Source organism: Vibrio sp. SCSIO 43140 (assembly GCF_023716585.1).
In the GTDB taxonomy this organism is placed as follows: Bacteria; Pseudomonadota; Gammaproteobacteria; order Enterobacterales; family Vibrionaceae; genus Vibrio; species Vibrio maritimus_B.
Genome location: NZ_CP071851.1, coordinates 1831923 through 1855868, shown reverse-complemented (window position 1 = coordinate 1855868; position 23946 = coordinate 1831923). Strand labels below are relative to the sequence as shown.

Sequence of the window (23946 nt, the reverse complement as noted above, 5' to 3'; positions counted from 1 at the left end):
AAATTTGTGAGAAATTGGTGAGGTTGCTGCAAACCTTGCCCTGCATGCTTTAACACATGGAAACGCGCAACGACTCAATCAGTGCAGTGTGCGTTTAATACATGGTGTCCCCAGGGACCGTTAAAGGATGGAATCACAATGAAAAAACGTACTCAACTTGGACTCGCAATTACGTCTGCATCTCTTCTTCTAGGAGCGGGCTCAGCAACTGCAGCAGACCTAGAAATAACCATTACCAACGCAACCAAAGGTATCTACTTTACTCCACTTATTGTTGCCGCACACAATTCGGACCTAGTGATGTTCCGTACCGGACAGGCTGCATCTGCAGAGCTGGAGTCGATGGCTGAAGGTGGTGACATTTCTGGTTTGGCAAGTGTCATCGGTAACGCTGGTGGTGTGGTCGTTGAAAACCCTGCTTCGGGGATTTTGAATCCAGGCGTTTCCACTACTTTTTCTATGGATAGTGGCAGCTTTGGTTACCTTTCGCTAAGCGCGATGTTATTGCCAACGAACGATGGCTTTGTGGGTTTGGATAGTTGGCAGATCCCGTCAGAGCCTGGCACCTACAAAGCAACACTACGCGGTTATGACGCGGGCACCGAAGCGAATGACGAGCTAGCGGGTAGTATGCCTAACCCTCCTTTCCTCACCTTTGGTGCAGGTGGTACAGGCGTTGAAACAGCCGTAACCAATAATACGGTCCATGTTCATCCTGGCAATCTGGGTGACAGCGACCCAGCAGGCGGTATCAGCGATCTTGATAACACGAGCCACCGTTGGCTGAACCCTGTAGCCACTATCACTGTTGTAGTGAAATAGGAGGTCCCATGAAGACACGAATTTTACTACTCGCAAGTGCGGTTGCCGTAATAGTAGGGTGCGGTCACAACGATGATGACAGTCCTGCTGCTCAAAACTATCGTTATACCGTCAGTGTTCAAAACCTATCTGCGAATCAACCATTGAGTCCGCTCGCGGTACTCGCTCATAACAGCAGTTTTAGCATGTTTGAAGTAGGACAACCTGCATCCGTTGAGCTGGAGCATCTTGCTGAGGGTGGCAGTAATGCGGAGTTGCTGGCTCTAAGCAGCAGTGATGACAACATTTATACTGGAACGTCAGGCAATGGGCTCATCATGCCAGGGACGAGTGACTCGATTACTTTGACCTTATCTCCTGATCGCGCCAAGTATCTGTCGGTTGCCTCTATGTTTGTGAATACCAACGATGCGTTTGTGGGTGAAACCGGACTATCTATCGGTAGCTTGGCGACAGGGGAAACCTTCGTTATGAACATGAACGTTTGGGACTCGGGCACCGAAGCTAATGATGAGTTGGCGGCAACCATTCCCGGTCCGGCGGGTGGCGGTGAGGGCTTTAACGCGGCTCGAAACGATGATGACAAGGTCTCTTTCCACTCGGGAGTGGTCAGTAAAGACGATGGTTTAGCAACCTCCGCTCTGTCGGCAAACCATAGGTTCTTAAACCCAGGGGCGAGAATTACCATCACACGAATAGAATAATGAAAGATATTCTTACCTGCTCCGGTCATGTGCAAGGTCTACGGAATTGGAGCAGGTATCGTGATATGGCAAGTCAACTAAACCGCAGTTCGTTTTCAGCAGATGCGTCCCTAGATGCGGGCGCAGTGCTCAAAACCGCTAGTATCCTACTGGTAGAAGACGATGATGATCTCGCAGAGTTGGTGCAGATGCACCTTAAATTTCAAGGACATCGAGTCACAAGAGTGAGTCAATGCGGCGAAGCTCGTCAATGTTACTCAACCCAACCTTTTGATCTGGTTATTCTCGACAGGGGTTTACCTGATGGCGATGGGATAGATGTTTGCCACTCACTGCGCCGTGTTCAAGATTGGACGCCAGTGCTGATGCTGACTGCGCGAGACAGTGAAATGGATAAAGTCGATGGCTTAGAGGCTGGGGTTGATGATTACATTACTAAGCCCTTTAGCGTCTTAGAGTTTCAAGCCCGTGTACGAAATATACTGCGTCGACAGGCAAGACCTGATACCGAAGAATCTCAGTCAGAGGACGATGCCATGATATTTGGTCCTTTAGAGATCCGCCCAACTCAACACACAGTGTCCCTGCATGGCAAGGATATAGCATTAACCGCTACAGAATTTACCTTACTGCATTTTTTAGCATCGCGACCGGGGCGTGTGTACAGCAAAGATGAACTATTGGACCATGTTTGGCATACCAATCACTCCGGTTATCACCATACGGTGTGTAGCACCATTAACCGGCTTCGAACCAAATTGACGGTGGAAACCGCCTTTACTCAGTCAAGTAAAGAGCGTGATGATCAACATTTTGTGCACACGGTCTGGGGCGTGGGTTATAAGTTTCAGTCACTTTGAATGGACTCGACAAAGAGTTTAAGGACGAAGGGATTATGAGTTTTAAAGCAAGACTGGTGATATTCACAAGCCTCTGGTTTTGTATTATGACGGTGATTATTGCCTACTCCTATCACTGGCAGCGACAGACTATAGAACATCGCACCACACAAAGCTTACATAAAGATCTCGCGGTTCATATGCGGGACGATAACCCACTGATGATAGGCACGGAATACAACCCCAAAGCGCTCAAATCCATTTTTCATACCTTGATGCTTATTGGACCCGACTTTGAGATCTACTTTCTTGATGCTCAAGGCAATATCACCACACACGCTGCGCCCGAAGGCGCTGAAATAATGGGCTCCATTGATGTCGAGCCGATAAAACGATTTCTTGCTGATGAGCCGTTTCCGATATTGGGTCAAGACCCCCGTCATCCCGGAGAAGACACCGTCTTCTCTGTCGCGGCAATTAAGGAGTTTGGTTCAACGATAGGCTACTTGTACGTGGTAATAGGCAGTACCAAACACTCGACCATCGCAAAGGCTCAGGTAGATACGCCTTACATAGCGCTTACCGGGCTGACCTTATTCTCGATTCTAGGATTTGCCCTAGGCGCCTACTGGCTGGTTAAACGTAGCTTGCTTACACCAATCGAAAGGGTAACCTCGAGTTTAGAGCAGCAAGCTGAACATGATTTTCGGCTTAATCCAGGCTTCACCAAACAGGTTCCCGAACTTGTGCCTATTGCTCACTCATACCAAAAGATGGCAAAGCATATACAGCAGCAGTTTTTACAACTTGAGTTTCAAGCCAGCAGCCGTCGCGATACGCTAGTACAGTTAAGTCATGACTTGAAAACGCCCTTATCGAGTGTGCTTGGTTATCTAGAAACCTGGAAGTTGCAGCACCCAGGCTCCGATCCCTTGATTGAGGTGGCATATCGAAATTGCGGTAAACTATCGGATCAACTTCACTCGTTGCTAGAAACCGCTAAATCAGATGCTGGCTTGCCAGGTTATCAATATGAGCCTGTGGAGCTGAGTTCCTTGGTTGCTGAATGTGCCGAAACCATGATGAGTCAATTTCAACGTAAGCAGATAGAGCTTAACGTCGATGTGGATAGTGGTATTCAAACGATTGGCGACAGAGGGTTGTTGGAGCGGCTCGTGTTAAACCTTCTAGAAAATGCCCTGCGTCATAGCCCAAGTGGCGCCAGTGTGGATTGTCAGGCTCATAAGTCAGAAGACGGAAAAAGCATCCAGTTTGTGTTTATCAATAAGGTAGAGCAAAGTGCGCCAAGTGGCTCGCTAGGTATCGGAACTAAAATTGTTCAATCTATCCTAATGCTACATCACAGCTACTTGGAAACGAGCGCGAGTGAGTCGATTTACCAACAGCGGTTTGCGTTGCGAGTGATGTAAAAAAGCCCCGATAGGGATCGGGGCTGGTCTATGGTTTTATTTCATCTGGTGTCGATTAGTAGCCTTTCTTACGATGACGACTTTCCGACTGAACAGAGCGGTAGAACTTACCCAACTCTTTATCCTTGGTTCGTTTCTCTGCTAGAGAAGCACTGTTTCGTGCTTGTTCGCGCTGGATCTTAAAGTAGTTATCGACTCGTCTCTCATCAAGTTCACCGCTCTCTAATGCACTGCGTACGGCACAACCTGGCTCATTGGTGTGCTGACAATCCGCAAAACGGCATTGGTTAATCAGGGTTTCCACATCACTAAAGGTCTCGGACAGACCGTCTTCACTTGCCGTGAGCTGAATTTCCCGCATCCCAGGCGTATCAAGCAATAAACCGCCGTTTGGCATTTTATGCATGGAACGAGAGGTTGTTGTGTGTCGACCTTTACTGTCATCTTCACGAATACCACCCGTTGCTTGCGTGTGCGCCTGCATTAAGGTGTTTACCAGTGTCGATTTCCCCACACCAGAAGAGCCCATAAATGCCACGGTTTGACCAACTCCACACCAAGACTGAAGGCCATGAAGAGAATCAATCTCTAATGCGTTGACCGTTTCTATCATCAGGAATGGGTCAAGTGACTGTACTTGTTGACGTTTCTCTTCGACGTCCTCGCATAGGTCGGCTTTGGTTAGCACGATCACGGCTTCTGATTTGGCCTCATTAACCAAAGTCAGGTAGCGTTCTATGCGGCTGAGATTAAAGTCAAAGTTCAAAGAACAGACAATAAAAACAGTGTCGACGTTGGCAGCAATGTATTGCTCTTCGAGCTTTGAGCCAGGAGCTTTGCGGCTAAACAGAGATTTACGATCGAGCAGTCTTACAAATCGATGCTGTTCATCCAGAAGTATCCAATCACCCACCGTCATTTGAGGGTGACTGATATGATGCTCAAGGTGAAACTCCTCTTGCTCAGTACAGACGATATAGCCACTGCGATGATGAGCAATAACACGACCGAAGATAATACCTTCGTACTCTTCAAGAGTGAGTTGTTGTTGAAAATAGGTTTTCCAGCCAAGTTCGTTGATCGCGATTGGATGGGTAAAAATAGAATGCATTGTTAGTACCTAAAATAGACTTATTTTTATAAGGGTCAGGTACTTACCGATGTAAGTGTGTGCAGGTTGCACAAGACCCCGGTTTTGGTCACCGGGTAAAGCAGAAGAGTATGGTTGAGCGGAACTAAGAGTGTGTTTACGTTTCGCTTAACGCTAGTTTGTTTCCAACTTTACCGGGTGGGTACGCATTACAATCATGAAAATCCTCCAAAAATATTAGTATAAGACGTGGCAATAATAGCACCGCGGCGCTATTTGTACAGCACCGCGGTAAATTACGATTCTTGTGGCTTAGTGATGCATGTGGTCGTGGTTATGCTTCATTCCAGACATCACCTTTTTGACTGGTACAGTCAATACCTTTACTTCGCCATTCGCAAAGCTCAGCTCAACGTTAATGGTCTCGCCTTCTTTCATTGGCTGGTTTACGTCTAGCAGCATGATGTGCAAGCTACCCGGCTTTAGCATGGTTTTACCATTCGCTGGTATCTCAATTGACTTTATTTGACGCATTTTCATCACGTCACCATCTTTAATAACATCGTGAAGTTCAACGACGGAAGAGGCTTGAGAGGTGGCGTTGACAATCGTACGGACCTCGTTACCTGTATTCTCGATGGTACCGAAGACGGCGCTGGTCGTTGCATTCGGTGGTGTTGCGCGAGCATACGCGTCATTGACATCAATCGCCGCATTGGCGGCTGAGAGAGGGGCAAGGGCAAGAGCAGTTAGAAGGATTGTATTGAGCTTCATGGTTTATTCCATTGTTATATGAGTTTTATCCTTGTTTATTGACGCGTTTTATCGCTTCAATAATTGGAGCAGGAGTCATGGTGTGCGGCACTTTTTCAATAAGCGTACCGTCAGGGCTTAAAAAATAGAAATATGAGCTATGATCGAGCGTGTAACCAAGCTGGGAATCTTCGAGCTCCGTTTTTCTAAAGATCACGCCATACTTGTGAGCTAAAGGTTTTGTGACCTCAAGAGGTGCTGATAGCCCCTCAATCATGGGGTGAAAATAGTGTGCATATTCTGCAGAGGCTTCAGCGGCATCGCGCTCGGGATCGAGAGAGACAAACATTGGTCTTAATGTTGATTTGGTTTCGTCATCGATCTGATTCAGTGCGCCTGCCAACATGGCAAGTGACGTTGGGCACACGTCAGGGCAGCGGGTAAACCCAAAATACACGATGCGCGTACGTGGGTCCGCTTGGTCAAAAATCTCGACGGGGTCGCCATTCTCGCCATACAAAATGGATTCAGACACTTTTTCAAGTTGCGCTAACTCTAGTGCCTTTTTCTCTTTTTGCTGTTGGTTGTCGAGATACACCTTACTCCCCACACCAAGACCAAAAGCGACAATCAGTAGTGCTATCCATTTTTTATTCATCGAGCGCTCATCCTCAGTGCTGCTTTGATGTCAGTGCTACCGTCAGAAACGGTGCCATACCATGTCATACGCTCTTCGGCGCAAACGGGTAAAATGATTTCACCTTGGTAAACGTCAGGCTTTATCATCTCTAACTGATACTTTGCGATGCCCATGTCCATTTCTTTGCCTTGCAGTGAGATAGACAATGTCTCGGCTTCAGAGTTAGGCCAAAATACATCGACTTTAATGGGCGTCAATGGCGTGACCCGCTGAGCATCGAGCTTAAGTTTTACACCTTGTTGCTCGCACACTTCTGAAGAGAGCATGCAATAGCTGCTCAGGTCGATATCGGCGTTTGGCGCGTGATTTAACAGATTCGGTAAATAGAATCCTGCTCCTAGCGCAGCGGCAACCAGCAAGATTTTGATTTTATTGTTCAACGTAATGTTAACCATAGAAAGAATCGTAACCGCATCCTAACATATTCCGTTGCGGCATCTGTGCGGTAGTCCTAATTTTTGCTGTCTGTTAAACGACTTACACATTACTGTTAGGCTGCTGCGCCAGCGTTAAGCATTGGCAAGACGTTTAGGTTGTGTATTTGAATGAGAGATCTTTCCTGCAAACCACCAAATCAACCAAGTTAATGGCGCACTCACAATTCCATCCAAAGCATAATGCCAACCCAGAGAAATCGAACCGATAAAAATCACTAGGGCGTACAACCAAAACACAATACCTAACGTGCGGTTGATGGCGTTCATCGTTAATGCCATGAGCACTGCCATGGAGACATGCATACTTGGCATCGCGGAAATGCCACTGCCTAACATATCTTTGCCTTCAGAATACGCCAGCCACAAGTCTTGTTGGGTTTCGAGCGCAAATAACCCCCAACTATTGTGTTCAGTTAGCCAGGCATCTTGCTGCTGAAGCAGTTGCAAAAGAAGATCATAGTCATGATTGTCATATCCCAATTTAGACAAGAAGACCGGTCCTGCCGAAGACAAGCACATCGCTAGTATCATGCCGAGTAAGGTCCATGATAGTAACCAGCTTAGGAAAAAGCGCGTTCTTAGCGGCGATTTCGAGGATAGTAAAAAGTAGCAAACCATCCCCCACATCAAGAAAAACCAGAGGTTGTAGCAGAAATTGAGTGCGAAGGTGATGTACGGAGAATCAAGGAGCGTGTGGACAACAGTCCATGGCTCGTTTCCAGCAAACAGCCACACATCGAGTTGATGGAAGAGCAAGTCATACTGGAACGGATGAATAATGGGAATAAGCCCTTTGAATGAGGAAAAGGCTGACATAAATATGCTAATCGCGGTAAGTAAGACAAAACTGGAGATAACTCTCGCACGATATTGGTAGAGCAGTTTGATTTTGTTTACGTAGCATTGAATAGGGCTTTTTTCTCGGCGAAGCAGTAGAACAAAGAAGTAGCCGCTACCAGCAAGTGTCAATGATATTGGTACTAGAACGTTGAGAGCTCGCATGTAAGAGAAAAACGACAGTTTTCCCGTGTAACCATACAGTGAAGAGAAGACAAAGGTGCACAACGTGACAGCTGTGATTAAAAAATAGAGCTTAGCATCACTTCGAATGTCGTTAGCAATGTCATTGAGGTCGCGGCTTACTCGGTGGTTGGAATTGAAAAGATAGTTTGATGAAGAGCGCGCCATAAGAAAGTCTCTAAAATGCAGATAAAGTCATACCTCAAGGAGCCGAGAGATATTCATCCAGCATTACATTCCTTGTCTTTTGATATGGTTGCATAATGTCTAGGGCGGTGCAAATAAATCAGCAGGATAGAGTCAGTTGCTTGTCTCGATATAATAATTGGAGGTGCCAGTCGATTTTTATCGAAGGAAGCCGTAGTGAAACATATAAGTAATTAGTTGTTACATGTCGACATCTTGTTGAACTAAAACTGTCACAAATTCGACATCTTGTCTTCCTAGTATTGCCTGACTTTCAATTCATCTCAGGACAAAATATGAAACTTTCAGTAATCGCTCTGTCTCTGCTGACTGCTACATCGGCACACGCGGCACTTGATCTCTATGACCCATCGAACAATGAAACGGACAACTTGGTTTGGGTTGGTCACATGAGCCCAGATACAGACACAGTTTCTGCCGCTATGATGGCTGCTCATATCTATGGAGGCAAGGCAACGGTTGCAGAAGACATCAATCCAGAAAGCACCTTTGTTCTGAACTACTGTAATGCTGAAAAGCCAGAGATTGTTGCTGATTACTCTGGCTATCAAGTGGGTTTGGTCGATTTCAATCAACGCACGCAACTAGCACCAAGCATCAACACCGAGTCAATTGTTGCCGTCATCGACCACCATGCTATCGGTGGAGCACCGATTAATACTTCGCAGCTTGTTTCAATGGATATTCGTGCTTGGGGCTCAACGGCAACTATCCTTGCTGCGAATGCTGAGCAACTAGGGGTTTCACTTTCTAAGCAGGTTGCCTGCGCGGGTCTTGGTGCTATTTTGTCAGATACCGTTGTATTTCAGTCGGCAACGACCACAGATTACGACCATCACTTTGCAGAGAAGCTAGCGAAGATCGCTGGCGTTGAAGATATCGAAGACTTTGGTCAGCAGATGCTAGTCGCCAAGTCGGATCTCAGCCATCTCCCGGCAGCTTCAATCCTGACAATGGATTACAAGAACTTCGAGTACGGTGGTAAAAAAGTAGGTATCGGCGTTGCCGAAACCTTAACTGCGCAACAGCTGATTGATCGCAAAGACGAGCTACTGGCGGCGATGGCGGAGTACAAGAAAGCACAGAACCTTGATCACTTGTTCTTCTCCATCACAGATACAAAGAACAAACGTGCCAACATCATCTGGGGAGATGATGTTGAGAAGCAGATCTTGAGTCAAGCATTTGATACACCAGTGACGGGCGATATGCTGACACTAGAAGGAGTCACATCTCGTAAGCGTCAGATTGGGCCTGCAATCCAAAGCTCTATTGAGCAAATGTAGCTTCAGTTAAACGCTAAGGGATACGCGAGTATCCCTTGTTAGCAAAACAATATCTGTATTTGTCGGGTTATTCTCGATTTCGCTCTTGATACTCTCTCGGAGACATACCTGTGCACTTTTTGAAGGTATTAGAAAAGGTTGCCACGCTTTCGTAGCCTACCGCCAAGCACACGTCAGTTATAGTATGGCCTTGTTTTAGATATAGTTTTGCCTTAGAGATACGCATATCTCTTAGGTAGCTACGAGGCGTCACACCGTAGAACTGTTTGAAGACTCGGATGTAGTGGAAGCGCGACATAAATGCGGCTTTGGCGAGATCATCTAGATCGATACTCTCGGCATGGTGGGCTTCCATGAAGGCTTTTGATTGTCTGATGAGCGCGTACTTTCTAGCAGGCAGAGAATGCTCTTTGTAGATGCGCTCGATCTCTAGTTCATAATACGTTTTCTTTTTACCAGGCATCTTATTGTCGCCAAAGTTTTGGTCGACGAGGCTTTCGCCTCGCCTGTTTCGAGAGATGAGCTAAAGCATCTGCATGATCTGAATGTAGTTACCACAGGTGTCATCAAGCACCGCGATGATAACGTTACCCACTTCGCGTGGGGCAACAGAGAACTCGACCCCAAGAGCGAGTAATCGCTCATATTCCTCGTTAATATCATCCACGGAAAATGATGTCCAAGGTATCCCTGCTTCTTTTAGCGATGTTTGGTATTGTTTTGCCGGTTCGAATGCCATCGGTTCGAGCAGCAGTTCAACCCCAGATTGCTCTTGTGGTGAAACTACGGTTAGCCACTTATGCTCGCCGAGAGGAACCTCAGTCTTCTTGATAAAGCCTAGTACATCGGTGTAAAAGGCAAGTGCTTTGTCTTGGTCTTGTACAGGAACGCTAGTGATGCAGATTTTCATTTGATAGTTACCCTTGTTATCTGGAATAAGCAAAGCATAGTCAGACTAGCACGAGAAAACTTGTTCCAGATTGCTCGATTTTGTCGCTGAGGTTATTTGTCACCTAGCTGTTTCGCAAAGTGAATCTTACTGTTATCAACGCTTCCATTGTCTTCGTAACCGGAAATCTTATAACCAGACGAAAGCAGTAGCTGCAGCATAGCAGGGAAGCGGTTCATAGACTTAACGTTGATCGCTCGGTAGCCCTGCTCAAGCGCCCATGCCTCTTGCTGCTCTCTTAATTCGGTTGCGATACCCAGTTTACGGTAATCGATAGAAACACCGCCGAGCCAACTGTAGAACTCGCTCTTTGACAGTTCATAGCCAATTTTGTAAGCGATGGGCTTGTTGTTGTGGGCAGCGATTAACACGAGGTGCTTTTTGTCTTTCAAGCGCTCGATGAGTTTTTCTTTTGGTGTTTTTTGCACAAACTCAGGAATAGAGTCGTCGACAGTTAGGGCGTCGTCGATGGTCCCGACATAAAAATCAAAATTCATTTTCATTGTTGTTCTCTGTCTCGATATAGCGATCTTATGGTCTCTTTTAGCCAACGGATTTTGGCATTGTGGGCATTGCGTTTATGCCAAATCATCGTAAATGGAATAAGTAGCTTCTCTTGGTGTTCTTTATTCACTGGAATAGGTAATGACGTTAGTTCTGGGTGCAGACGAGAAACATAGTGCTCACAGTATTTAGGCGCTGTTGTCACCATATCTTGATTCGGCTGGGCAGCCATGTACAGAGACTGTTCAAAGCTTGCCATAGTGAGAGAGACGTTACGCTCAGTGCCTAGCTCAGTGAGCACTTCATCCAGTGCCCATTTCTCACTTTTTTCCCAGACCGTATTGATGTGCGGGTAGGAGAGAAAACTCTCTAGATTCCATTCTCGCTGAAAAGCTGGATGGTCACGACGTAGATAGACTTGAGGCAGTTCAGAAAACAGCGCTTCAAAGTCGATGAAGTAGGGGAGTAGGTCTACCGACTCCTTCGAACGTGGATGACTTTCTCGCCCTGTAAATCCAATATCGGCGTCACCACGAATAATGGCTTCTAGCGAGTCATAGTCCCAGTTACTGGTTTTTACTTTTGCATCAGGGTAGCGCTCTTGTATTAGAGGCAGCAACTCGTTCAGCATGGTGAGCAGAAGCGGGGATTCTACCATTAAGTTAAAGCTCAACCCTTTGGTGGAGTCCTCACTGCGCTTTTCTAGAATTTGTCCGCCCATCTGAAACCAGTCGCCAAGCTCTTGTTCCATGCTTTGCACCACGGGTGTTGGAACCAGTCCATTCGGGGTTTTAATGAACAGCGGGTCGTCGAACCAATCTCGCAGCTTGCCTAATGACTTGCTCACAGTGGATGGTGTGACATTTAGCTTTTTTGCGGCTTTAGACACGCTGCGTTCCTGTAGCAACAGTTGCAGCGTGGTGAGCAAATTAAGGTCAAGTCGAGTTGTGGCTTTCTTCATACTGAGGCGATGATGTCGATTTTGGTGTCCATGATATTAGAGCTAAGCAAACTATGCTAGTTAGCGCCAATATAGCAATCAGAACATATAGTGCACTGACGCCTAATATGCCCAATAACCAAATATAAAACGCAGAGGTACAGACTTGACTCACACCGAGTATGGAACTTGCTACTCCTGCGCGCCTTGAGTAGGGACTCAGTGCTTGGCTCATGGTCACGCCAAATCCAATCGAAAACGCGGCGCAGATCAGTCCAAAGCTAATGAAATAACCAACCGCATTCACATCGTAAGTGCTGACTAGAACAAGCGTTGCTGCCGCTATAGCAAATAGGCTTTGTGATGTGATGATAAGCGTGCGCTCACGAAAAAAAGTCAAAGCGAGTGGCGCCGAAAATGATGTAATCATACTAACCAACGCAGTCATTGCCATTACCGTAGAATATCCCCCACGATCCAATTCAAGTGTTCCCATCATCAACATTGGCGATACGTTGACGTAAGTGAGGATGACGGTACAGCTTAATGACGCGATGATGACGCGGCTAACGAAAAATCGACTCAAAAAGCGTTCATGGTGAGATTGAGAGCTGCTCCCGCTTGTGGACTTGGATATTTCTCCCGTTGGCTTAGTTTCCTTAAGTAGCAACAGTGAAAGTAGACACACCAAAACCCCCATGCCTGCCATTGTGGTAAACAAGCTCTGCCAAGGAAACTTCAGCATAATTAGGTGACCCACTACGGGCGCTATGACGGGAACGATACAGGTGATGCCATTAATCATCGACAAAACCTTGGCTCGACGCTTGTCATCCAATGTGTCGCGCAGTATGGCGAATGCGACAACATAGCAAGAGCCAGCGCCGATACCTTGAGCAAACCTTGCGGCGAGGAAAGTGCTCACTTGCTCGGCAGCGCCTCCCATCAGCGAGGCTCCGACAAATATGGTGGCTCCTGCTATCGCCATTGGTTTTCTTCCCAATGAGTCAGACAGTTTTCCTGCTAGTAGCATAGTCGTTGCCATCCCCGCTAAATAGATGGAAAAGGCGATATGAAGTTGAGACTCCGTTGCACTGAGGTCTGCGGAGATTTGTGGTAGCCCAACCAGATAAAGATCGATGGCGGTTGGATAGAGCAGAACCAGCGCGAAGCTGCAAATAAGAAACTTTAACATGAAAACCTCACTGTAAACGGTAACCAGATTTTAGTGAGTGGTACTCGGTTACACGAGTGAGCAATGCGACAACGGTAATGTCCGTTTTCGACATACTGTCTTTGTTGTGAGTGACTTGAAGTCTCTTTGACTATGCTCTTTATAAAGCAAACTGCATTTTATCGGTTTCCTTCTCTAAAATGAGAGTTGTTTTCATTTACACTTAAGGAGTAACGAAAGAAAAACTAAGATGATGGCAGAACGATGAAGATGCCACGATAAAGGAAGGGTAACTATGACAGAACAATTCACTCAATGGCTCGCTCGGGACCCTGATGCTGCAACTCGTGAGGAACTTAAGCAGCTTATTGATGCTAACAGTACGCAGGAGTTAGCGGAGCGTTTTGGCTCACGCTTGGAATTCGGTACAGCCGGTTTGCGTGGAAAAGTCGGTGCTGGACCAAACCGAATGAACCGATTGGTGATCCAAGAGACGGCGACAGGTCTTGGCGACTACCTTGTAGAACAGATCGAAGAAGCTAAATCGCGCGGCGTCGTTATTGGCTATGACGGTCGCCCAGACTCAAAGCAGTTCGCTCATGACGCTGCATCAGTATTGACCGCGCAAGGTATCAAGGTTTACTTAACGTATAAGGTAGCAGCAACCCCAATTGTCGCGTTTGGGGTTAGAGAATTAAATGCTGCTGCCGCTGTGGTCGTTACTGCGAGTCACAATCCACCTGAGTACAATGGTTTTAAGGTCTATTGGGAAAATGGCGCTCAGATCATACCGCCTCATGATTCGGGGATCGCAGCTAAGATTGATGAGGCAACCACTAAGCCACTCAACTTGATGCCTCTCAAAGACGCTGAACATCAGGGGCTGCTTGTCTGGTTAAATGATGAGTATTACGAGAATTATCGTAAGGTCATGAATAACAACCACTTACTCAAACCTGATAGCAATACTGACATCTCGATTGCCTATACCGCAATGCACGGGGTGGGAGCTGAGATGGCGGAAACCTTGTTAGCCGATGCTGGATTTGACAAAGTTGCGAGTGTTGCTGAGCAGCGAGAACCCGATGGCACTTTTCCGACTGTAAATTTCCCCAACCCAGAGGAAGCCGGTGCGATGAATAGAGTGATTGCGTTAGGTCAAGCGGTTGACGCTGATATAGCCTGCGCTAACGACCCCGATGCCGATCGTTTCGCCGTCGCGGTAAAGCGCCCTGATGGTGAATATCAAATGCTAACAGGCGATCAGGTCGGGGCTTTGTTTGGCGATTACCTTCTTGAAGGGCAACCTGATTCTCTGGTCGGGAATACCATAGTGTCTTCACGCCTACTAAACAGCATTGCCAAGGCGCATGGCGCACATTACTACCAAACATTGACTGGGTTTAAATGGCTAACCAACGTTGCGATGGAGCAAGAGACGAAAACGCATCCATTCTTGTTTGCTTACGAGGAGGCCTTGGGTTACACCGTTGGCAACAAAGTCTGGGATAAAGATGGGTTGTCTGCACTGGTGGCTTTCTCACAATTAACGGGCAAGCTTAAGGCACAGGGCAAAACCATTTGGGACAAATTAGAGGCCTTGTATCGTCAGCACGGTTTCTACTGTAATGCTCAGCGTAGTATCGCGCTCGACCCCAAAGCGCCGCCAATTGGCGATAAGCTTCGTGGTAACCCACCAACCCAAATTGCAGGTCAGCGTGTAGAAATCATCGAGGACCTTAAGCTATCTCAACGTCAGTTTGCCGATGGTTCGTTAGAGCGGATTGACCTCCCAGCCAGTGACGTATTGATTTATTTATTGGAGGATAAGTCTCGGGTTATTGTGCGTCCTTCAGGTACTGAGCCGAAGCTTAAATGCTATTACGAGGTGATCAATGACTTCCTAGAAGATATGGATTATGAGCAGGCTAGCCAAGCTGCGGATGTAAAAATGAGTGCTTTGATAGAGGCTCATCAGAAGAGCTTGTAAGAGTTAGGCTTTTCGATTGGGGTTACCTTACGAGGTAACCCTTTTTTATTGAGACCTGAACGCTAACCCCATCCATGAGGCAAGTTCTCTCTATCGTCATACTCAGCACCACATACCTTACATTTGAAGTAACTGATGTGGGTTTCAGATTTATGAGTTCCTAGGAATACGCCAACGATCAGATTAAGCCATTGGGATTTAGCGCTGTTTTTTTGCTGTTTTTGAGCTTCAATCTCGGCGGGTTTCAGTCGCTGGTGCTGGGTTTTCTGGTTACAGTTACCGCAGTGTAAAGCCGTTTCAGAGTCGGACATTCCAGTTCCTTTGTTCTATGTGCTGTACTTAAACGAAATAGCACTGTTGGGGTTTGGACCTATCTTGTGGTGATGATATATGAAACTCAAGTTATATGATGGCGTAATGTGGCGGATAGCACGTAAAGGGGAGGAGGGATAAATAGAAATGTTATGTAAATCAGTGAACTATACTCGCGCCAGATAGCTAGCACAAGTATCGATATGTTGTTCAGTCTTGCTTTAATGCCATGCTGACTGCCGCATCAGCATGAATCGCAGTGGTATCGAATAGCGCGACATCGGTGTGTTGCTGTTGCACCAGTAATGCAATCTCGGTGCAGCCCAAGATTACCGCTTCAGCCCCTTGCTGCTTAAGCCTAGCAATGATCTCTAGATAGACTTGTCTTGATTGGTCTTTGATCTCGCCTCGGCACAACTCTTGATAGATGATGTCGTGAACTAAGGTGCGGTCCGCCTCGTTTGGGACAACAACATCGATACCATGCTGTTCAATTAACCTGTCTTTATAGAAAGGCTGTTCCATGGTGAAACGTGTGCCGAGAAGCCCCACCTTTTTGATGCCATCGTTTTTTAGCGTTTCTGCTGTCGCATCGGCAATGTGCAAGATTGGAATAGTTATGTGCTTTTCAATGTCGGGCGCAACTTTGTGCATGGTATTAGTACAGATAAGCAGGAAATCTGCGCCACCACTTTCTACCGATGCCGCCGCTTCACCCAAGATAGTGGCCGTCTCATCCCAGCGTCCTTGGTGTTGTAGTTTTTCTATTTCATCGAAGTTAACGCTATACAAACAGATTTTTGCTGAGTGCAGTCCACCCAACGCTTGTTTTACGCCTTCGTTAATGGATTTGTAGTAGCTGAGCGTAGACTCCCAGCTCATGCCTCCCAACAAGCCAATTGTTTTCATACCATACTCCCTGTTGTTGATTTGATGACTCTATTAAAGCGCCATCGAAGCTCGTTGGGTAGTCTCTTTTTCCTCTACTGGCATGAATTTATGTGTATTCGAGCGCAACCTATTCGGTTCAGAGGTGACCCGTCTTTACATAAATTAACGCTCCGTCTTCTTTTGTGTATGGCGTATGCTTGCTTCCATGAGGGCTGCGGATCCAAGTGCCTTTTGGGTAGACGCCATGTTCGTCATAGAAGGTGCCTTCGAGTACGAGGATTTCTTCACCACCCCAGTGTTGATGAGCATTGAACTGAGTATTCGGGGCCCACTTCACGAGTGCTACGTGCTCTGCTTCAAACTCATGTAGAGGCATTACCGTTAATCCTTCTACGAGTCCTTGATACCAAGGCTGGCTATGGGTATCGATACTAAATTGCAATTGATCTTGAGCTTTAAATTGTTGAAGCTTAACGAAGATTGTCGCGCCTTCTGGTCCTATTTTCGGAGTGTGTGCAGTACCGATTGGGTTGCGCACATAAGCCCCAGCAGGGTAGTCACCATGTTCATCGGAAAAGACGCCTTCAAGTACAAAGAACTCTTCCCCGCCTCCATGAGTGTGAGGTGAGAATTCACTATTCGGCTGATAGCGAACTAATGAGGTTGCTCTCGCTACTTCATCGCCGACTCGATCGAGTCTCATCCGCTCAACACCTGGCATAGGAGAGTCGACCCATTGGTAATCTTCTGGGCGAATGACGACGCGTTTATCAAAGTCGGCGTTAATGAGTGTATCCATACTTAACTCTCTTAAAGTGGTGCTTGGAAAAAGTGATCTATGAGTAGTAATCATAACGGAATGATACGAAATGCGTTGTGAAAATCGATCACGGAATTTTTGCATCAACAATGTGGGAGTCGAAAGAGGCTCCGATTGGTGAAAATCAGAGCCTCTGGTCTAGTCTCGCGAATTACTTGATAGTGATGGTTTTTGTCATTCCATCTTCAGCATGCCCAGGGATATTACAGGCGAATTCTATCTCGGTTTCCCCATGGAAGTGCCAGTTGATTTGACCTGCTTTACCTGGTTTTAGATAGACGACATTGCCCATATTGTGGTGGTCATGATCTCCGGTTGGGTTCTCCATTATCTTACGATGGGCGACTTGCTCCGCAGGTGAACCAATCACAAATTCATGGTCGTCTTTGCCAGTATTCATCACTACGAACTGAACCACATCGTTTGGCTTGATCTCCACATCACGCTTGAATGAAATCGTCATATCATCTTTAAGAATGACGTGTACAACCTTGTCAGGTTTTGCTCCTGGTGCTGGCATACCCACAGCTGACATTCCTTCCATGTCCATCATACTGTGATCCATTTTGCTATGATCCATCGTGCTATGGTCCATTTGGTCGTGGTTCATATGGCCGTGGTCCATGTTGCCATGATCCATCTTTGAGTGATCCATGCCATCAGCCCAAACCTGAGTCGCTAATAGCGTCATAGTGAATGCAATAAGTGTCTTTTTCATGTGTCTTTCCTTGTTGTGTTGATGTCCCCCCAGCGTTTTCTGGAGGGAGCTTGTTCGTTAGTGTTGAGTTTCTTTTGATTTCCAAAGTTTGTAGATTGCAGGTAACACCAGCAGAGTCAGTAGCAGTGCAGAAGCCATCCCCCCAATCATTGGTGCGGCGATACGCTGCATAACTTCTGAACCAGTACCTGAGCCGTACATAATGGGAATAAGGCCTATGATGACGGTCAGGACAGTCATCATTACGGGGCGAACGCGCAGACCTGCGCCCTCGCGAATGGCGTCGGTTAGCATCTCTGGTGTTAACGGAGCGTTGTCTTGCTCGGCGCTGAGTTTTCTTGCGTGCCAGGCTTGGTTGAGATACACCAGCATGATGACGCCGATCTCAACGGCGACGCCCGCCAGCGCGATAAAGCCAACCCCGACGGCAATGGAGAAGTTATAGCCAAGGTAGTGCATCAGCCACAGCCCTCCGACCATTGCTAATGGTAAGGTGCCCATAATGATCATCACCTCGCCAACGCGGCGGAAACTTAAGTAAAGCAGCAACATGATGATAGCGAGGGTAATCGGAATGACCACACCAAGGCGCTGCTTGGCTCGCTCCATATATTCGTATTGACCAGACCAAGCCAATGAGTAACCAGCCGGCAGTGAAAGCCTCTCAGCAACCACTTGTTTAGCTTCTTCAACGTAAGAGCCCAAATCACGATCAGCAATATCCACAAACACCCAACCATTTGGACGTGCATTTTCGGTCTTGATCATGGGGGGGCCGTCTTCATAGCGAATATCGGCGACATCTGCGAGCGCGATTCTTGCGCCGTTTGGAGTTACTAGGGGCAGGTTTTGTAGCTTGACTACAGAATCTCGATAATCTTGTGGATAGCGAACATTAATAGGGTAGCGTTCGAGTCCTTCGACGGTTTCTCCAACGTTCATACCGCCAACAGCTGTTGAGATGACCTGCTGTACATCGCTGACGTTCAAGCCGTAACGAGCAGCGGCGAGGCGTTTGATGTCGATGGTCACGTAGCGACCGCCAGCAACGCGCTCGGCGTAGACTGATACCGTGCCTTGAATCTCATTTAGGATAGGTTCAAGGTCCGAACCTATTTGCTCAATGACGCTTAAGTCCGGCCCAGCAATCTTAATACCAATCGGTGTCTTGATGCCCGTCGCGAGCATGTCGATTCGAGTTTTTATTGGCATTACCCAGGCGTTGGTGAGTCCAGGGAATTGAACCAAATCATCAAACTCTTTTCTCAATGACTCCGTCGTCACCCCTTCACGCCACTCACTTCGAGGTTTGAGCTGAATGGTGGTCTCTATCATGGTCAGTGGTGCAGGATCGGTAGCGGTTTCTGCGCGTCCAATTTTGCCCCAGACGCTTTTCACTTCAGGCACCGTTTTAATTAGCTTATTGGTTTGCTGAAGCAGCTCACGCGCCTTACCAATCGAAATACCGGGGTAGGTCGTTGGCATGTACATGAGATCGCCTTCATCCAATGGCGGTATAAATTCACTGCCCAATTTTGAGGTAGGGTAGTAGGCCGATGCCATTAGTCCGAGTGCGATGATGATCATGCTCTTTGGATAACGCAGACTTAAGCTCAGCATTGGTCTGTACAGACCAATAAGCGCTTTGTTCACTGGGTTTTTATGTTCAGGTAATACCTTGCCACGAATGAAGTAGCCCATGAGCACGGGGACCAGAGTAATTGCCAAACCCGCGGCTGCTGCCATGGCGTAGGTCTTGGTGAAAGCCAATGGCGAGAACATCTTGCCCTCTTGCCCTTGAAGGGCAAAAACTGGGACAAAGCTGAGCGTGATGATGAGCAATGAGAAAAATAACGGTGCCCCTACCTCTTCTGCCGCATTGCCGATGACTTGCCAGCGGTTTTTGTCGGTGAGTGGTGTTTTTTCGATGTGCTTATGCACGTTTTCGATCATAACGATAGCCCCATCCACCATCGCGCCTATAGCAATCGCAATGCCACCAAGGGACATGATGTTGGCGTTGATACCTTGCCAATGCATGACGATGAACGCTGCCAATATGCCCACAGGCAAACTGATAGCGATAACGATTGAGGAGCGAATGTGAAACAGGAACAGCGCACACACCACCGCGACAACGATGAACTCTTCCGCGAGTTTCTTCCAAAGGTTGTCGACGGCATCATTGATCAGGGTTGAGCGGTCATAAGTTGGAACAATCTCGACACCTTCAGGCAGACCTCGTTGCAACTCGTCCAGTTTAGTTTTGACGCTGTCGATCACTTCACTAGCATTTTCTCCAAAGCGCATGACGATAACGCCACCCACCGCTTCGCCTTCCCCATTAAACTCAGAGATACCACGGCGCATCTGAGGTCCGAGGTTGATGTCCGCAATGTCGCCCAGTAGTAGAGGTGTGCCTTTGCCGGTTACTTTCAGTGGCAGTGCCTTGATATCATCGATGCTTGTCAGATATCCGGTAGTGCGCACCATGTGTTCAGCTTCGGCAACTTCAATGACCGATGCACCTGTTTCTTGGTTACCGTTTTTGATGGCTTGGTTGACTTGTTGGAGCGTTAAATCGTAGGCACGAAGCTTGGCTGGATCGATCTGCACTTGGTATTGTTTGACCATGCCACCGACCGTCGCTACCTCAGAAACCCCTTCGACGGTTTGTAGCTCATATTTGAGGAACCAGTCTTGAATGCTGCGCAGCTCGGCAAGGTCATGCTGACCCGTTTTGTCTTGTAGGACATAGCTGTAGATCCAACCAACACCCGTCGCATCGGGACCAAGGGTCGGTTTGGCTTGAGACGGTAACTTAGGCGCGACTTGACTCAAGTACTCAAGCACACGTGAGCGAGCCCAATACATGTCGGTATCATCGTTAAAGATGATGTAAACGTAGGAGTCACCAAAAAACGAATAGCCGCGAACGGTTTCTGCACCGGGTACGGCAAGCATGGCCGTCGTCAACGGGTAGGTTACCTGATCTTCGACTACTTGAGGAGCTTGCCCTGGATAACTGGTTTTGATGATTACCTGTACGTCAGAGAGGTCAGGTATGGCGTCTACAGGCGTGTTCTTGACGCTGTAAAGACCAGCAAGCGTTAGGAAACACGTCGCGACCAACACTAAGAATCGGTTGTTGATAGACCAACGGATGATGGCACCAATCATGGTTGAACCTCCCCATGCTTGAGCTCCGAAAGAACATAATCACTGCCTTGTTTTATTATCAAGAAGCGGGCGCTATCACCTTCAGAAAAACTGCTTAAATCGATGCTGCCGTCGGTAGAGAAGTTCATCTCACCTTGCTCCCACTGCCAATCAGGAACGGCGCTGTGCTGGATTGTGATCATGCCAAAGTCGGCCATGAGCATTGTTATTTCGCCATCCACCCATACTTCACTTGGCATGGTGTTTTCAGCTTGTTTGATCTCGGTAACGACGTATTGCCCTTGCGGCGTTTTTTCCATCTCGAAGTCAATCTGTTGACCCGATGATAGAGTGGACATGTCCACGGAATCGTCGATAGTGAAGTCCATGACCATACCAGGCCAACTCCATTCTGGAACGGGCTGATGGTTGATGGTTAGCATAGAGTGTCCCGACATCACCTTGGTGATCTCCCCGCTCGCCCAAACAGACTCCGCTGGTGGTTCAACTCCATTTATCCTTGATAGGTCAGCACTTTGGCTCGATTCTGAGTCGAGCATAAACTGTGCTGATGTGACAACAACATCGTCAAGACTAAGCCCTTGAATCACTTCAATTCGGTCACTTGCTTCACGACCGACATCAATGCGCGCGGAGCGGTATTTGCCTTCCCCCTCAGAGAGCACAACACGTGTCATGCCACCTGATCGGATGACCGCTGAACGCGGAATAGTCAATACGGTTTCTTCCGTCTTAGGTTCCAGAGCAATGTTGGCGAACATGTTTGGTTTGAGCTGAAAGTCTGGGTTGGTAAACTTGAGCCTAACTCTCAGTGTTCGAGTCGCAGGGTCTAGGATCGGATAGACATAATCGACAGCGCCGTGCCACTCTTTGCCCGGGATTGCGTCAAGCGTCATTACCGCTTCGCTGCCTGCTTTGATCCATTCAGCTTGTCTTTCAAAGACTTCGGCATCGACCCAAACCTCGTCGATAGGACCAGCACTGATGACTGATTGAGCTGGTGACAGATAGCCACCTTCACGGACATTAAGCGTTGCGACAACACCATTGCCAAAGGCTTTGACATCAACGGTTTGTGATGCTTTACCCTGTTTCACTATCTGGCGGATTTGCTGCTTATCGACGCCTAGAGTGATTAGACGCTCCGTTGCTCCCTTGATAAGCGAGTTGCGTTTCGTACGGTAGGCATTGAGTAGCTCTTCTTGCGCTTTTACCAGTTCAGGAGAGTAGAGTTTGAACAATACGTCACCTTTGCTTACTCGCTCACCTACAGAGTTGATGTAGAGTTTTTCTACCCAGCCAGAGACGCGTACATTGGTTTGCCAAAGGCGGCTCTCGTCAAACGCGATGTATCCGACGGTTTCAATACGCGGTGAGAGCTTTTGCTGTTTAACAGACTCCGTTTTGACCCCAAGGTTGTTCTCGACTGATGGATCGATTTTCACTGTACCTGGCTTGTCGTTACCACCATTTAGGTCATCGGCATAAACGGGAATCAAGTCCATGCCCATGGGTGACTTGCCAGGCTGATCTCGTTTGTAATTTGGATCCATTGGCGCAACCCAATAGAGTGGCTCGTTGCTGTGTGCAGAAGAACCCGCTGTATCACCATTTCCCATAGAGCTCATTGAATGGCTCGAAAGGTATTGGTTCCCGACATATCCAAGACCTGCACCGACGGCGAGTGCCAACAGAGCGACATTTAGTGTTTTCATTAGTTGTTTCCCTTTGAATTATTGTTGTTTCGTTGTTGGCTTTGAAAGCACAGGCGCTTCGGCGTGGTAATTAAAACCACTGAGAAAATAGGCTAAGTTGCTGTTAACAATGTTGAGGTCAGTCTCAAGACGTAGCGCTTCAATCTCGATAGCAAGTTCATCGCTTGCCGCGGTGATGACATCGCTAAACTGAGCGGTATTGTTTTCATAGCCTCTTTCTACTGCCTGAGTCCGAGCTTTAGCCTGGGGAAGCAAGCTTTGTTGATAACGTTCAAAACGTTCACTAAGGTTTTGTTTATCCATTAAAAGAGCGTTTACTTTGGCATTCATCTGGCTCAGTAGGGCATCTTTACTGGATTTGGAAGCAACGACCTGATACTCCGCCGCAGAATGGTTTTTATCTTGTCGGTTACCCGTGAATAAAGGGATGTCCATAGTGACGTAGGCACTTAATAGGTCGGGGGCAGGTGCGCCGCGCATATTGGGAGCCTGGCGATGGGCGTACATGGCCTCAACCCCGAATTGCGGCTTGTACGCTTCTTCTGCGATGGATACCTGAGTCTCGCTCGCTGCGATTTGCACATCTGCAATGCGTGCCATGGGGTGCTGATTCAACAGTTGAAAGTAATTTGCTCGCTGCTGATTGCTAAGTTGCTGCTCAAGGCGCTGCCAGTCTGCTGAAACGTCAGCAGTTAAGCTTGGTTGGTTGGCTAACCATTCTGCGCCTAGCCATTCTGAGAGCTGCGATACAATGCGGTTTTGCATCTGGCGGTTCGCATGCAGCTTTTCATCCAGCTTACCGACTTGAAGTTGCGTACGAATCAGATCTTGAGACTCACTGTTGCCAATGGCGTAGTTGGTTTGAATGAATCGCTCCATTTCGACCATCAAGGTTCGATTTTCAAGCAGCACTCGCTCAGATTGTTGTTGGAAGCCTAACTCTAGCCATAATTGAGTGATGCTATTGGCAATGTCTAGCTCGCGTACTTCAACTTGAAAACCAATGCCATCGGCTTGTTGTTGGGCCTTCTTGTTTTGCAGAACGAGCGTTGAGCCGCGCCCAAATTGTTGCATTAGACCCACAGAAATATTGGTCATAGGATCTTCATCAAACCGAAAACTATCGGTAGGTAAACCGCCCACACCGACCTTAATTGTCGGGTCTTTGAGTGTTGAACTGGCGATGCCTGTGTCACGCATCGCCTGAGACTGAGCGTGGTACTGCGTACGATTTGCATCATTAGCAATCGCCATGTTTATTAGGGTTTCAAGCGACAAAGCATCAGAAACGCTCTGTTCACTCGCGTGCTGTTTAGTCCCAGCGCCACTCACAGCATGAGTAGCGGGGACAACAAATAAGATCGCACTTACAGCCAGTGCAACCGAATGGATTGTTGTTTTCACGATCATTTCCAAACTACGAGCCTGAAAAACAGGCACGACAAACATTCCCCAACTAATGCTG

General features: G+C 47.5%; 23 protein-coding genes. 6 read left to right on the top strand and 17 right to left on the bottom strand.

The window, feature by feature from the left end; translation table 11 throughout:
- Positions 1-138 precede the first annotated feature (138 nt).
- The 4 genes from J4N45_RS26760 to J4N45_RS26745 all read left to right on the top strand — a co-directional run bounded on the left by J4N45_RS26760 (position 139) and on the right by J4N45_RS26745 (position 3795).
- Positions 139-822, top strand: coding sequence for a spondin domain-containing protein (locus J4N45_RS26760; RefSeq protein ID WP_252015836.1), 684 nt, complete (start codon positions 139-141; stop codon positions 820-822).
- Positions 823-830: 8 nt separating this feature from the next.
- On the top strand, positions 831-1526 hold the full coding sequence (locus J4N45_RS26755; RefSeq protein ID WP_252015834.1) for a spondin domain-containing protein: 696 nt from the start codon (positions 831-833) through the stop codon (positions 1524-1526).
- Between the two features lie 65 nt (positions 1527-1591).
- Positions 1592-2386 (top strand): response regulator transcription factor, encoded by a 795-nt coding sequence (locus J4N45_RS26750; protein ID WP_252015832.1) that lies wholly within the window; start codon positions 1592-1594, stop codon positions 2384-2386.
- A 35-nt stretch (positions 2387-2421) separates the two neighbouring features.
- Positions 2422-3795, top strand: coding sequence for a sensor histidine kinase (locus J4N45_RS26745; RefSeq protein ID WP_252015830.1), 1374 nt, complete (start codon positions 2422-2424; stop codon positions 3793-3795).
- 55 nt (positions 3796-3850) lie between these two features.
- Here J4N45_RS26745 and rsgA read toward each other — a convergent pair whose 3' ends face one another.
- The 5 genes from rsgA to J4N45_RS26720 all read right to left on the bottom strand — a co-directional run bounded on the left by rsgA (position 3851) and on the right by J4N45_RS26720 (position 7963).
- Positions 3851-4906 (bottom strand): ribosome small subunit-dependent GTPase A, encoded by a 1056-nt coding sequence (rsgA, locus tag J4N45_RS26740; protein WP_252015828.1) that lies wholly within the window; start codon positions 4904-4906, stop codon positions 3851-3853.
- A 291-nt stretch (positions 4907-5197) separates the two neighbouring features.
- Entirely contained in the window at positions 5198-5659 is a 462-nt protein-coding gene (locus J4N45_RS26735) for a copper chaperone PCu(A)C (RefSeq protein ID WP_252015826.1), read from the bottom strand.
- Positions 5660-5684: 25 nt separating this feature from the next.
- Positions 5685-6296, bottom strand: a complete 612-nt coding sequence (locus tag J4N45_RS26730; protein ID WP_252015824.1) for an SCO family protein — start codon at positions 6294-6296, stop codon at positions 5685-5687.
- Complete coding sequence (locus J4N45_RS26725) at positions 6293-6733, bottom strand: hypothetical protein (protein WP_252015821.1); 441 nt, start codon at positions 6731-6733, stop codon at positions 6293-6295. Before J4N45_RS26725 ends, J4N45_RS26730 begins: the two co-directional genes overlap by 4 nt.
- A 114-nt stretch (positions 6734-6847) precedes the next feature.
- Positions 6848-7963 (bottom strand): phosphatase PAP2 family protein, encoded by a 1116-nt coding sequence (locus J4N45_RS26720; protein WP_252015820.1) that lies wholly within the window; start codon positions 7961-7963, stop codon positions 6848-6850.
- A gap of 314 nt (positions 7964-8277) precedes the next feature.
- Between J4N45_RS26720 and J4N45_RS26715 the strand changes: the two genes are divergently transcribed.
- Positions 8278-9288: a manganese-dependent inorganic pyrophosphatase gene (locus J4N45_RS26715; protein WP_252015818.1), complete on the top strand. Its 1011-nt coding sequence runs from the start codon at positions 8278-8280 to the stop codon at positions 9286-9288.
- A gap of 67 nt (positions 9289-9355) precedes the next feature.
- Here J4N45_RS26715 and J4N45_RS26710 read toward each other — a convergent pair whose 3' ends face one another.
- The 5 genes from J4N45_RS26710 to J4N45_RS26690 form a co-directional block, all read right to left on the bottom strand.
- Positions 9356-9751: a helix-turn-helix domain-containing protein gene (locus J4N45_RS26710; protein WP_252015816.1), complete on the bottom strand. Its 396-nt coding sequence runs from the start codon at positions 9749-9751 to the stop codon at positions 9356-9358.
- Between the two features lie 60 nt (positions 9752-9811).
- Complete coding sequence (locus J4N45_RS26705; RefSeq protein WP_128649327.1) at positions 9812-10198, bottom strand: VOC family protein; 387 nt, start codon at positions 10196-10198, stop codon at positions 9812-9814.
- Positions 10199-10290: 92 nt separating this feature from the next.
- Complete coding sequence (locus tag J4N45_RS26700) at positions 10291-10740, bottom strand: GNAT family N-acetyltransferase (RefSeq protein ID WP_252015814.1); 450 nt, start codon at positions 10738-10740, stop codon at positions 10291-10293.
- Positions 10737-11702, bottom strand: coding sequence for an HTH-type transcriptional regulator YidZ (gene yidZ, locus J4N45_RS26695; protein WP_252015811.1), 966 nt, complete (start codon positions 11700-11702; stop codon positions 10737-10739). The genes J4N45_RS26700 and yidZ overlap by 4 nt, the downstream gene beginning before the upstream one ends.
- Positions 11677-12876, bottom strand: a complete 1200-nt coding sequence (locus J4N45_RS26690) for an MFS transporter (protein ID WP_252015810.1) — start codon at positions 12874-12876, stop codon at positions 11677-11679. Before J4N45_RS26690 ends, yidZ begins: the two co-directional genes overlap by 26 nt.
- 274 nt (positions 12877-13150) lie before the next feature.
- On the opposite strand from J4N45_RS26690, the gene J4N45_RS26685 reads away from it, so the two are divergent.
- A complete protein-coding gene (locus tag J4N45_RS26685) occupies positions 13151-14845 on the top strand; it encodes a phospho-sugar mutase (RefSeq protein WP_252015808.1) in 1695 nt (564 codons plus the stop codon).
- 62 nt (positions 14846-14907) lie between these two features.
- On the opposite strand, the gene J4N45_RS26680 is transcribed toward J4N45_RS26685, so the two are convergent.
- The 7 genes from J4N45_RS26680 to J4N45_RS26650 all read right to left on the bottom strand — a co-directional run bounded on the left by J4N45_RS26680 (position 14908) and on the right by J4N45_RS26650 (position 23891).
- Positions 14908-15156, bottom strand: coding sequence for a hypothetical protein (locus J4N45_RS26680; RefSeq protein WP_252015806.1), 249 nt, complete (start codon positions 15154-15156; stop codon positions 14908-14910).
- A 211-nt stretch (positions 15157-15367) separates the two neighbouring features.
- Positions 15368-16066, bottom strand: coding sequence for an aspartate/glutamate racemase family protein (locus J4N45_RS26675; RefSeq protein WP_252015804.1), 699 nt, complete (start codon positions 16064-16066; stop codon positions 15368-15370).
- Positions 16067-16184: 118 nt separating this feature from the next.
- Entirely contained in the window at positions 16185-16847 is a 663-nt protein-coding gene (locus J4N45_RS26670; RefSeq protein WP_252015802.1) for a cupin domain-containing protein, read from the bottom strand.
- A 172-nt stretch (positions 16848-17019) separates the two neighbouring features.
- Positions 17020-17586: a copper-resistant cuproprotein CopI gene (gene copI / locus J4N45_RS26665; protein WP_252015800.1), complete on the bottom strand. Its 567-nt coding sequence runs from the start codon at positions 17584-17586 to the stop codon at positions 17020-17022.
- Between the two features lie 57 nt (positions 17587-17643).
- Positions 17644-20766, bottom strand: coding sequence for an efflux RND transporter permease subunit (locus tag J4N45_RS26660; RefSeq protein ID WP_252015798.1), 3123 nt, complete (start codon positions 20764-20766; stop codon positions 17644-17646).
- Positions 20763-22481 (bottom strand): efflux RND transporter periplasmic adaptor subunit, encoded by a 1719-nt coding sequence (locus tag J4N45_RS26655; RefSeq protein WP_252015796.1) that lies wholly within the window; start codon positions 22479-22481, stop codon positions 20763-20765. Before J4N45_RS26655 ends, J4N45_RS26660 begins: the two co-directional genes overlap by 4 nt.
- Positions 22482-22499: 18 nt before the next feature.
- On the bottom strand, positions 22500-23891 hold the full coding sequence (locus J4N45_RS26650) for a TolC family protein (RefSeq protein WP_503058243.1): 1392 nt from the start codon (positions 23889-23891) through the stop codon (positions 22500-22502).
- Positions 23892-23946: the final 55 nt, after the last annotated feature.

What these genes read in the sequence shown, in the direction of transcription:
- J4N45_RS26760 (WP_252015836.1), top strand. Translation starts at nt 139, where the DNA reads ATGAAAAAACGTACTCAACTTGGACTCGCAATTACGTCTGCATCTCTT.
- J4N45_RS26755 (WP_252015834.1), top strand. Translation starts at nt 831, where the DNA reads ATGAAGACACGAATTTTACTACTCGCAAGTGCGGTTGCCGTAATAGTA.
- J4N45_RS26750 (WP_252015832.1), top strand. Translation starts at nt 1,592, where the DNA reads ATGGCAAGTCAACTAAACCGCAGTTCGTTTTCAGCAGATGCGTCCCTA.
- J4N45_RS26745 (WP_252015830.1), top strand. Translation starts at nt 2,422, where the DNA reads ATGAGTTTTAAAGCAAGACTGGTGATATTCACAAGCCTCTGGTTTTGT.
- rsgA (WP_252015828.1), bottom strand. Translation starts at nt 4,906, where the DNA reads ATGCATTCTATTTTTACCCATCCAATCGCGATCAACGAACTTGGCTGG.
- J4N45_RS26735 (WP_252015826.1), bottom strand. Translation starts at nt 5,659, where the DNA reads ATGAAGCTCAATACAATCCTTCTAACTGCTCTTGCCCTTGCCCCTCTC.
- J4N45_RS26730 (WP_252015824.1), bottom strand. Translation starts at nt 6,296, where the DNA reads ATGAATAAAAAATGGATAGCACTACTGATTGTCGCTTTTGGTCTTGGT.
- J4N45_RS26725 (WP_252015821.1), bottom strand. Translation starts at nt 6,733, where the DNA reads ATGGTTAACATTACGTTGAACAATAAAATCAAAATCTTGCTGGTTGCC.
- J4N45_RS26720 (WP_252015820.1), bottom strand. Translation starts at nt 7,963, where the DNA reads ATGGCGCGCTCTTCATCAAACTATCTTTTCAATTCCAACCACCGAGTA.
- J4N45_RS26715 (WP_252015818.1), top strand. Translation starts at nt 8,278, where the DNA reads ATGAAACTTTCAGTAATCGCTCTGTCTCTGCTGACTGCTACATCGGCA.
- J4N45_RS26710 (WP_252015816.1), bottom strand. Translation starts at nt 9,751, where the DNA reads ATGCCTGGTAAAAAGAAAACGTATTATGAACTAGAGATCGAGCGCATC.
- J4N45_RS26705 (WP_128649327.1), bottom strand. Translation starts at nt 10,198, where the DNA reads ATGAAAATCTGCATCACTAGCGTTCCTGTACAAGACCAAGACAAAGCA.
- J4N45_RS26700 (WP_252015814.1), bottom strand. Translation starts at nt 10,740, where the DNA reads ATGAAAATGAATTTTGATTTTTATGTCGGGACCATCGACGACGCCCTA.
- yidZ (WP_252015811.1), bottom strand. Translation starts at nt 11,702, where the DNA reads ATGAAGAAAGCCACAACTCGACTTGACCTTAATTTGCTCACCACGCTG.
- J4N45_RS26690 (WP_252015810.1), bottom strand. Translation starts at nt 12,876, where the DNA reads ATGTTAAAGTTTCTTATTTGCAGCTTCGCGCTGGTTCTGCTCTATCCA.
- J4N45_RS26685 (WP_252015808.1), top strand. Translation starts at nt 13,151, where the DNA reads ATGACAGAACAATTCACTCAATGGCTCGCTCGGGACCCTGATGCTGCA.
- J4N45_RS26680 (WP_252015806.1), bottom strand. Translation starts at nt 15,156, where the DNA reads ATGTCCGACTCTGAAACGGCTTTACACTGCGGTAACTGTAACCAGAAA.
- J4N45_RS26675 (WP_252015804.1), bottom strand. Translation starts at nt 16,066, where the DNA reads ATGAAAACAATTGGCTTGTTGGGAGGCATGAGCTGGGAGTCTACGCTC.
- J4N45_RS26670 (WP_252015802.1), bottom strand. Translation starts at nt 16,847, where the DNA reads ATGGATACACTCATTAACGCCGACTTTGATAAACGCGTCGTCATTCGC.
- copI (WP_252015800.1), bottom strand. Translation starts at nt 17,586, where the DNA reads ATGAAAAAGACACTTATTGCATTCACTATGACGCTATTAGCGACTCAG.
- J4N45_RS26660 (WP_252015798.1), bottom strand. Translation starts at nt 20,766, where the DNA reads ATGATTGGTGCCATCATCCGTTGGTCTATCAACAACCGATTCTTAGTG.
- J4N45_RS26655 (WP_252015796.1), bottom strand. Translation starts at nt 22,481, where the DNA reads ATGAAAACACTAAATGTCGCTCTGTTGGCACTCGCCGTCGGTGCAGGT.
- J4N45_RS26650 (WP_503058243.1), bottom strand. Translation starts at nt 23,891, where the DNA reads ATGATCGTGAAAACAACAATCCATTCGGTTGCACTGGCTGTAAGTGCG.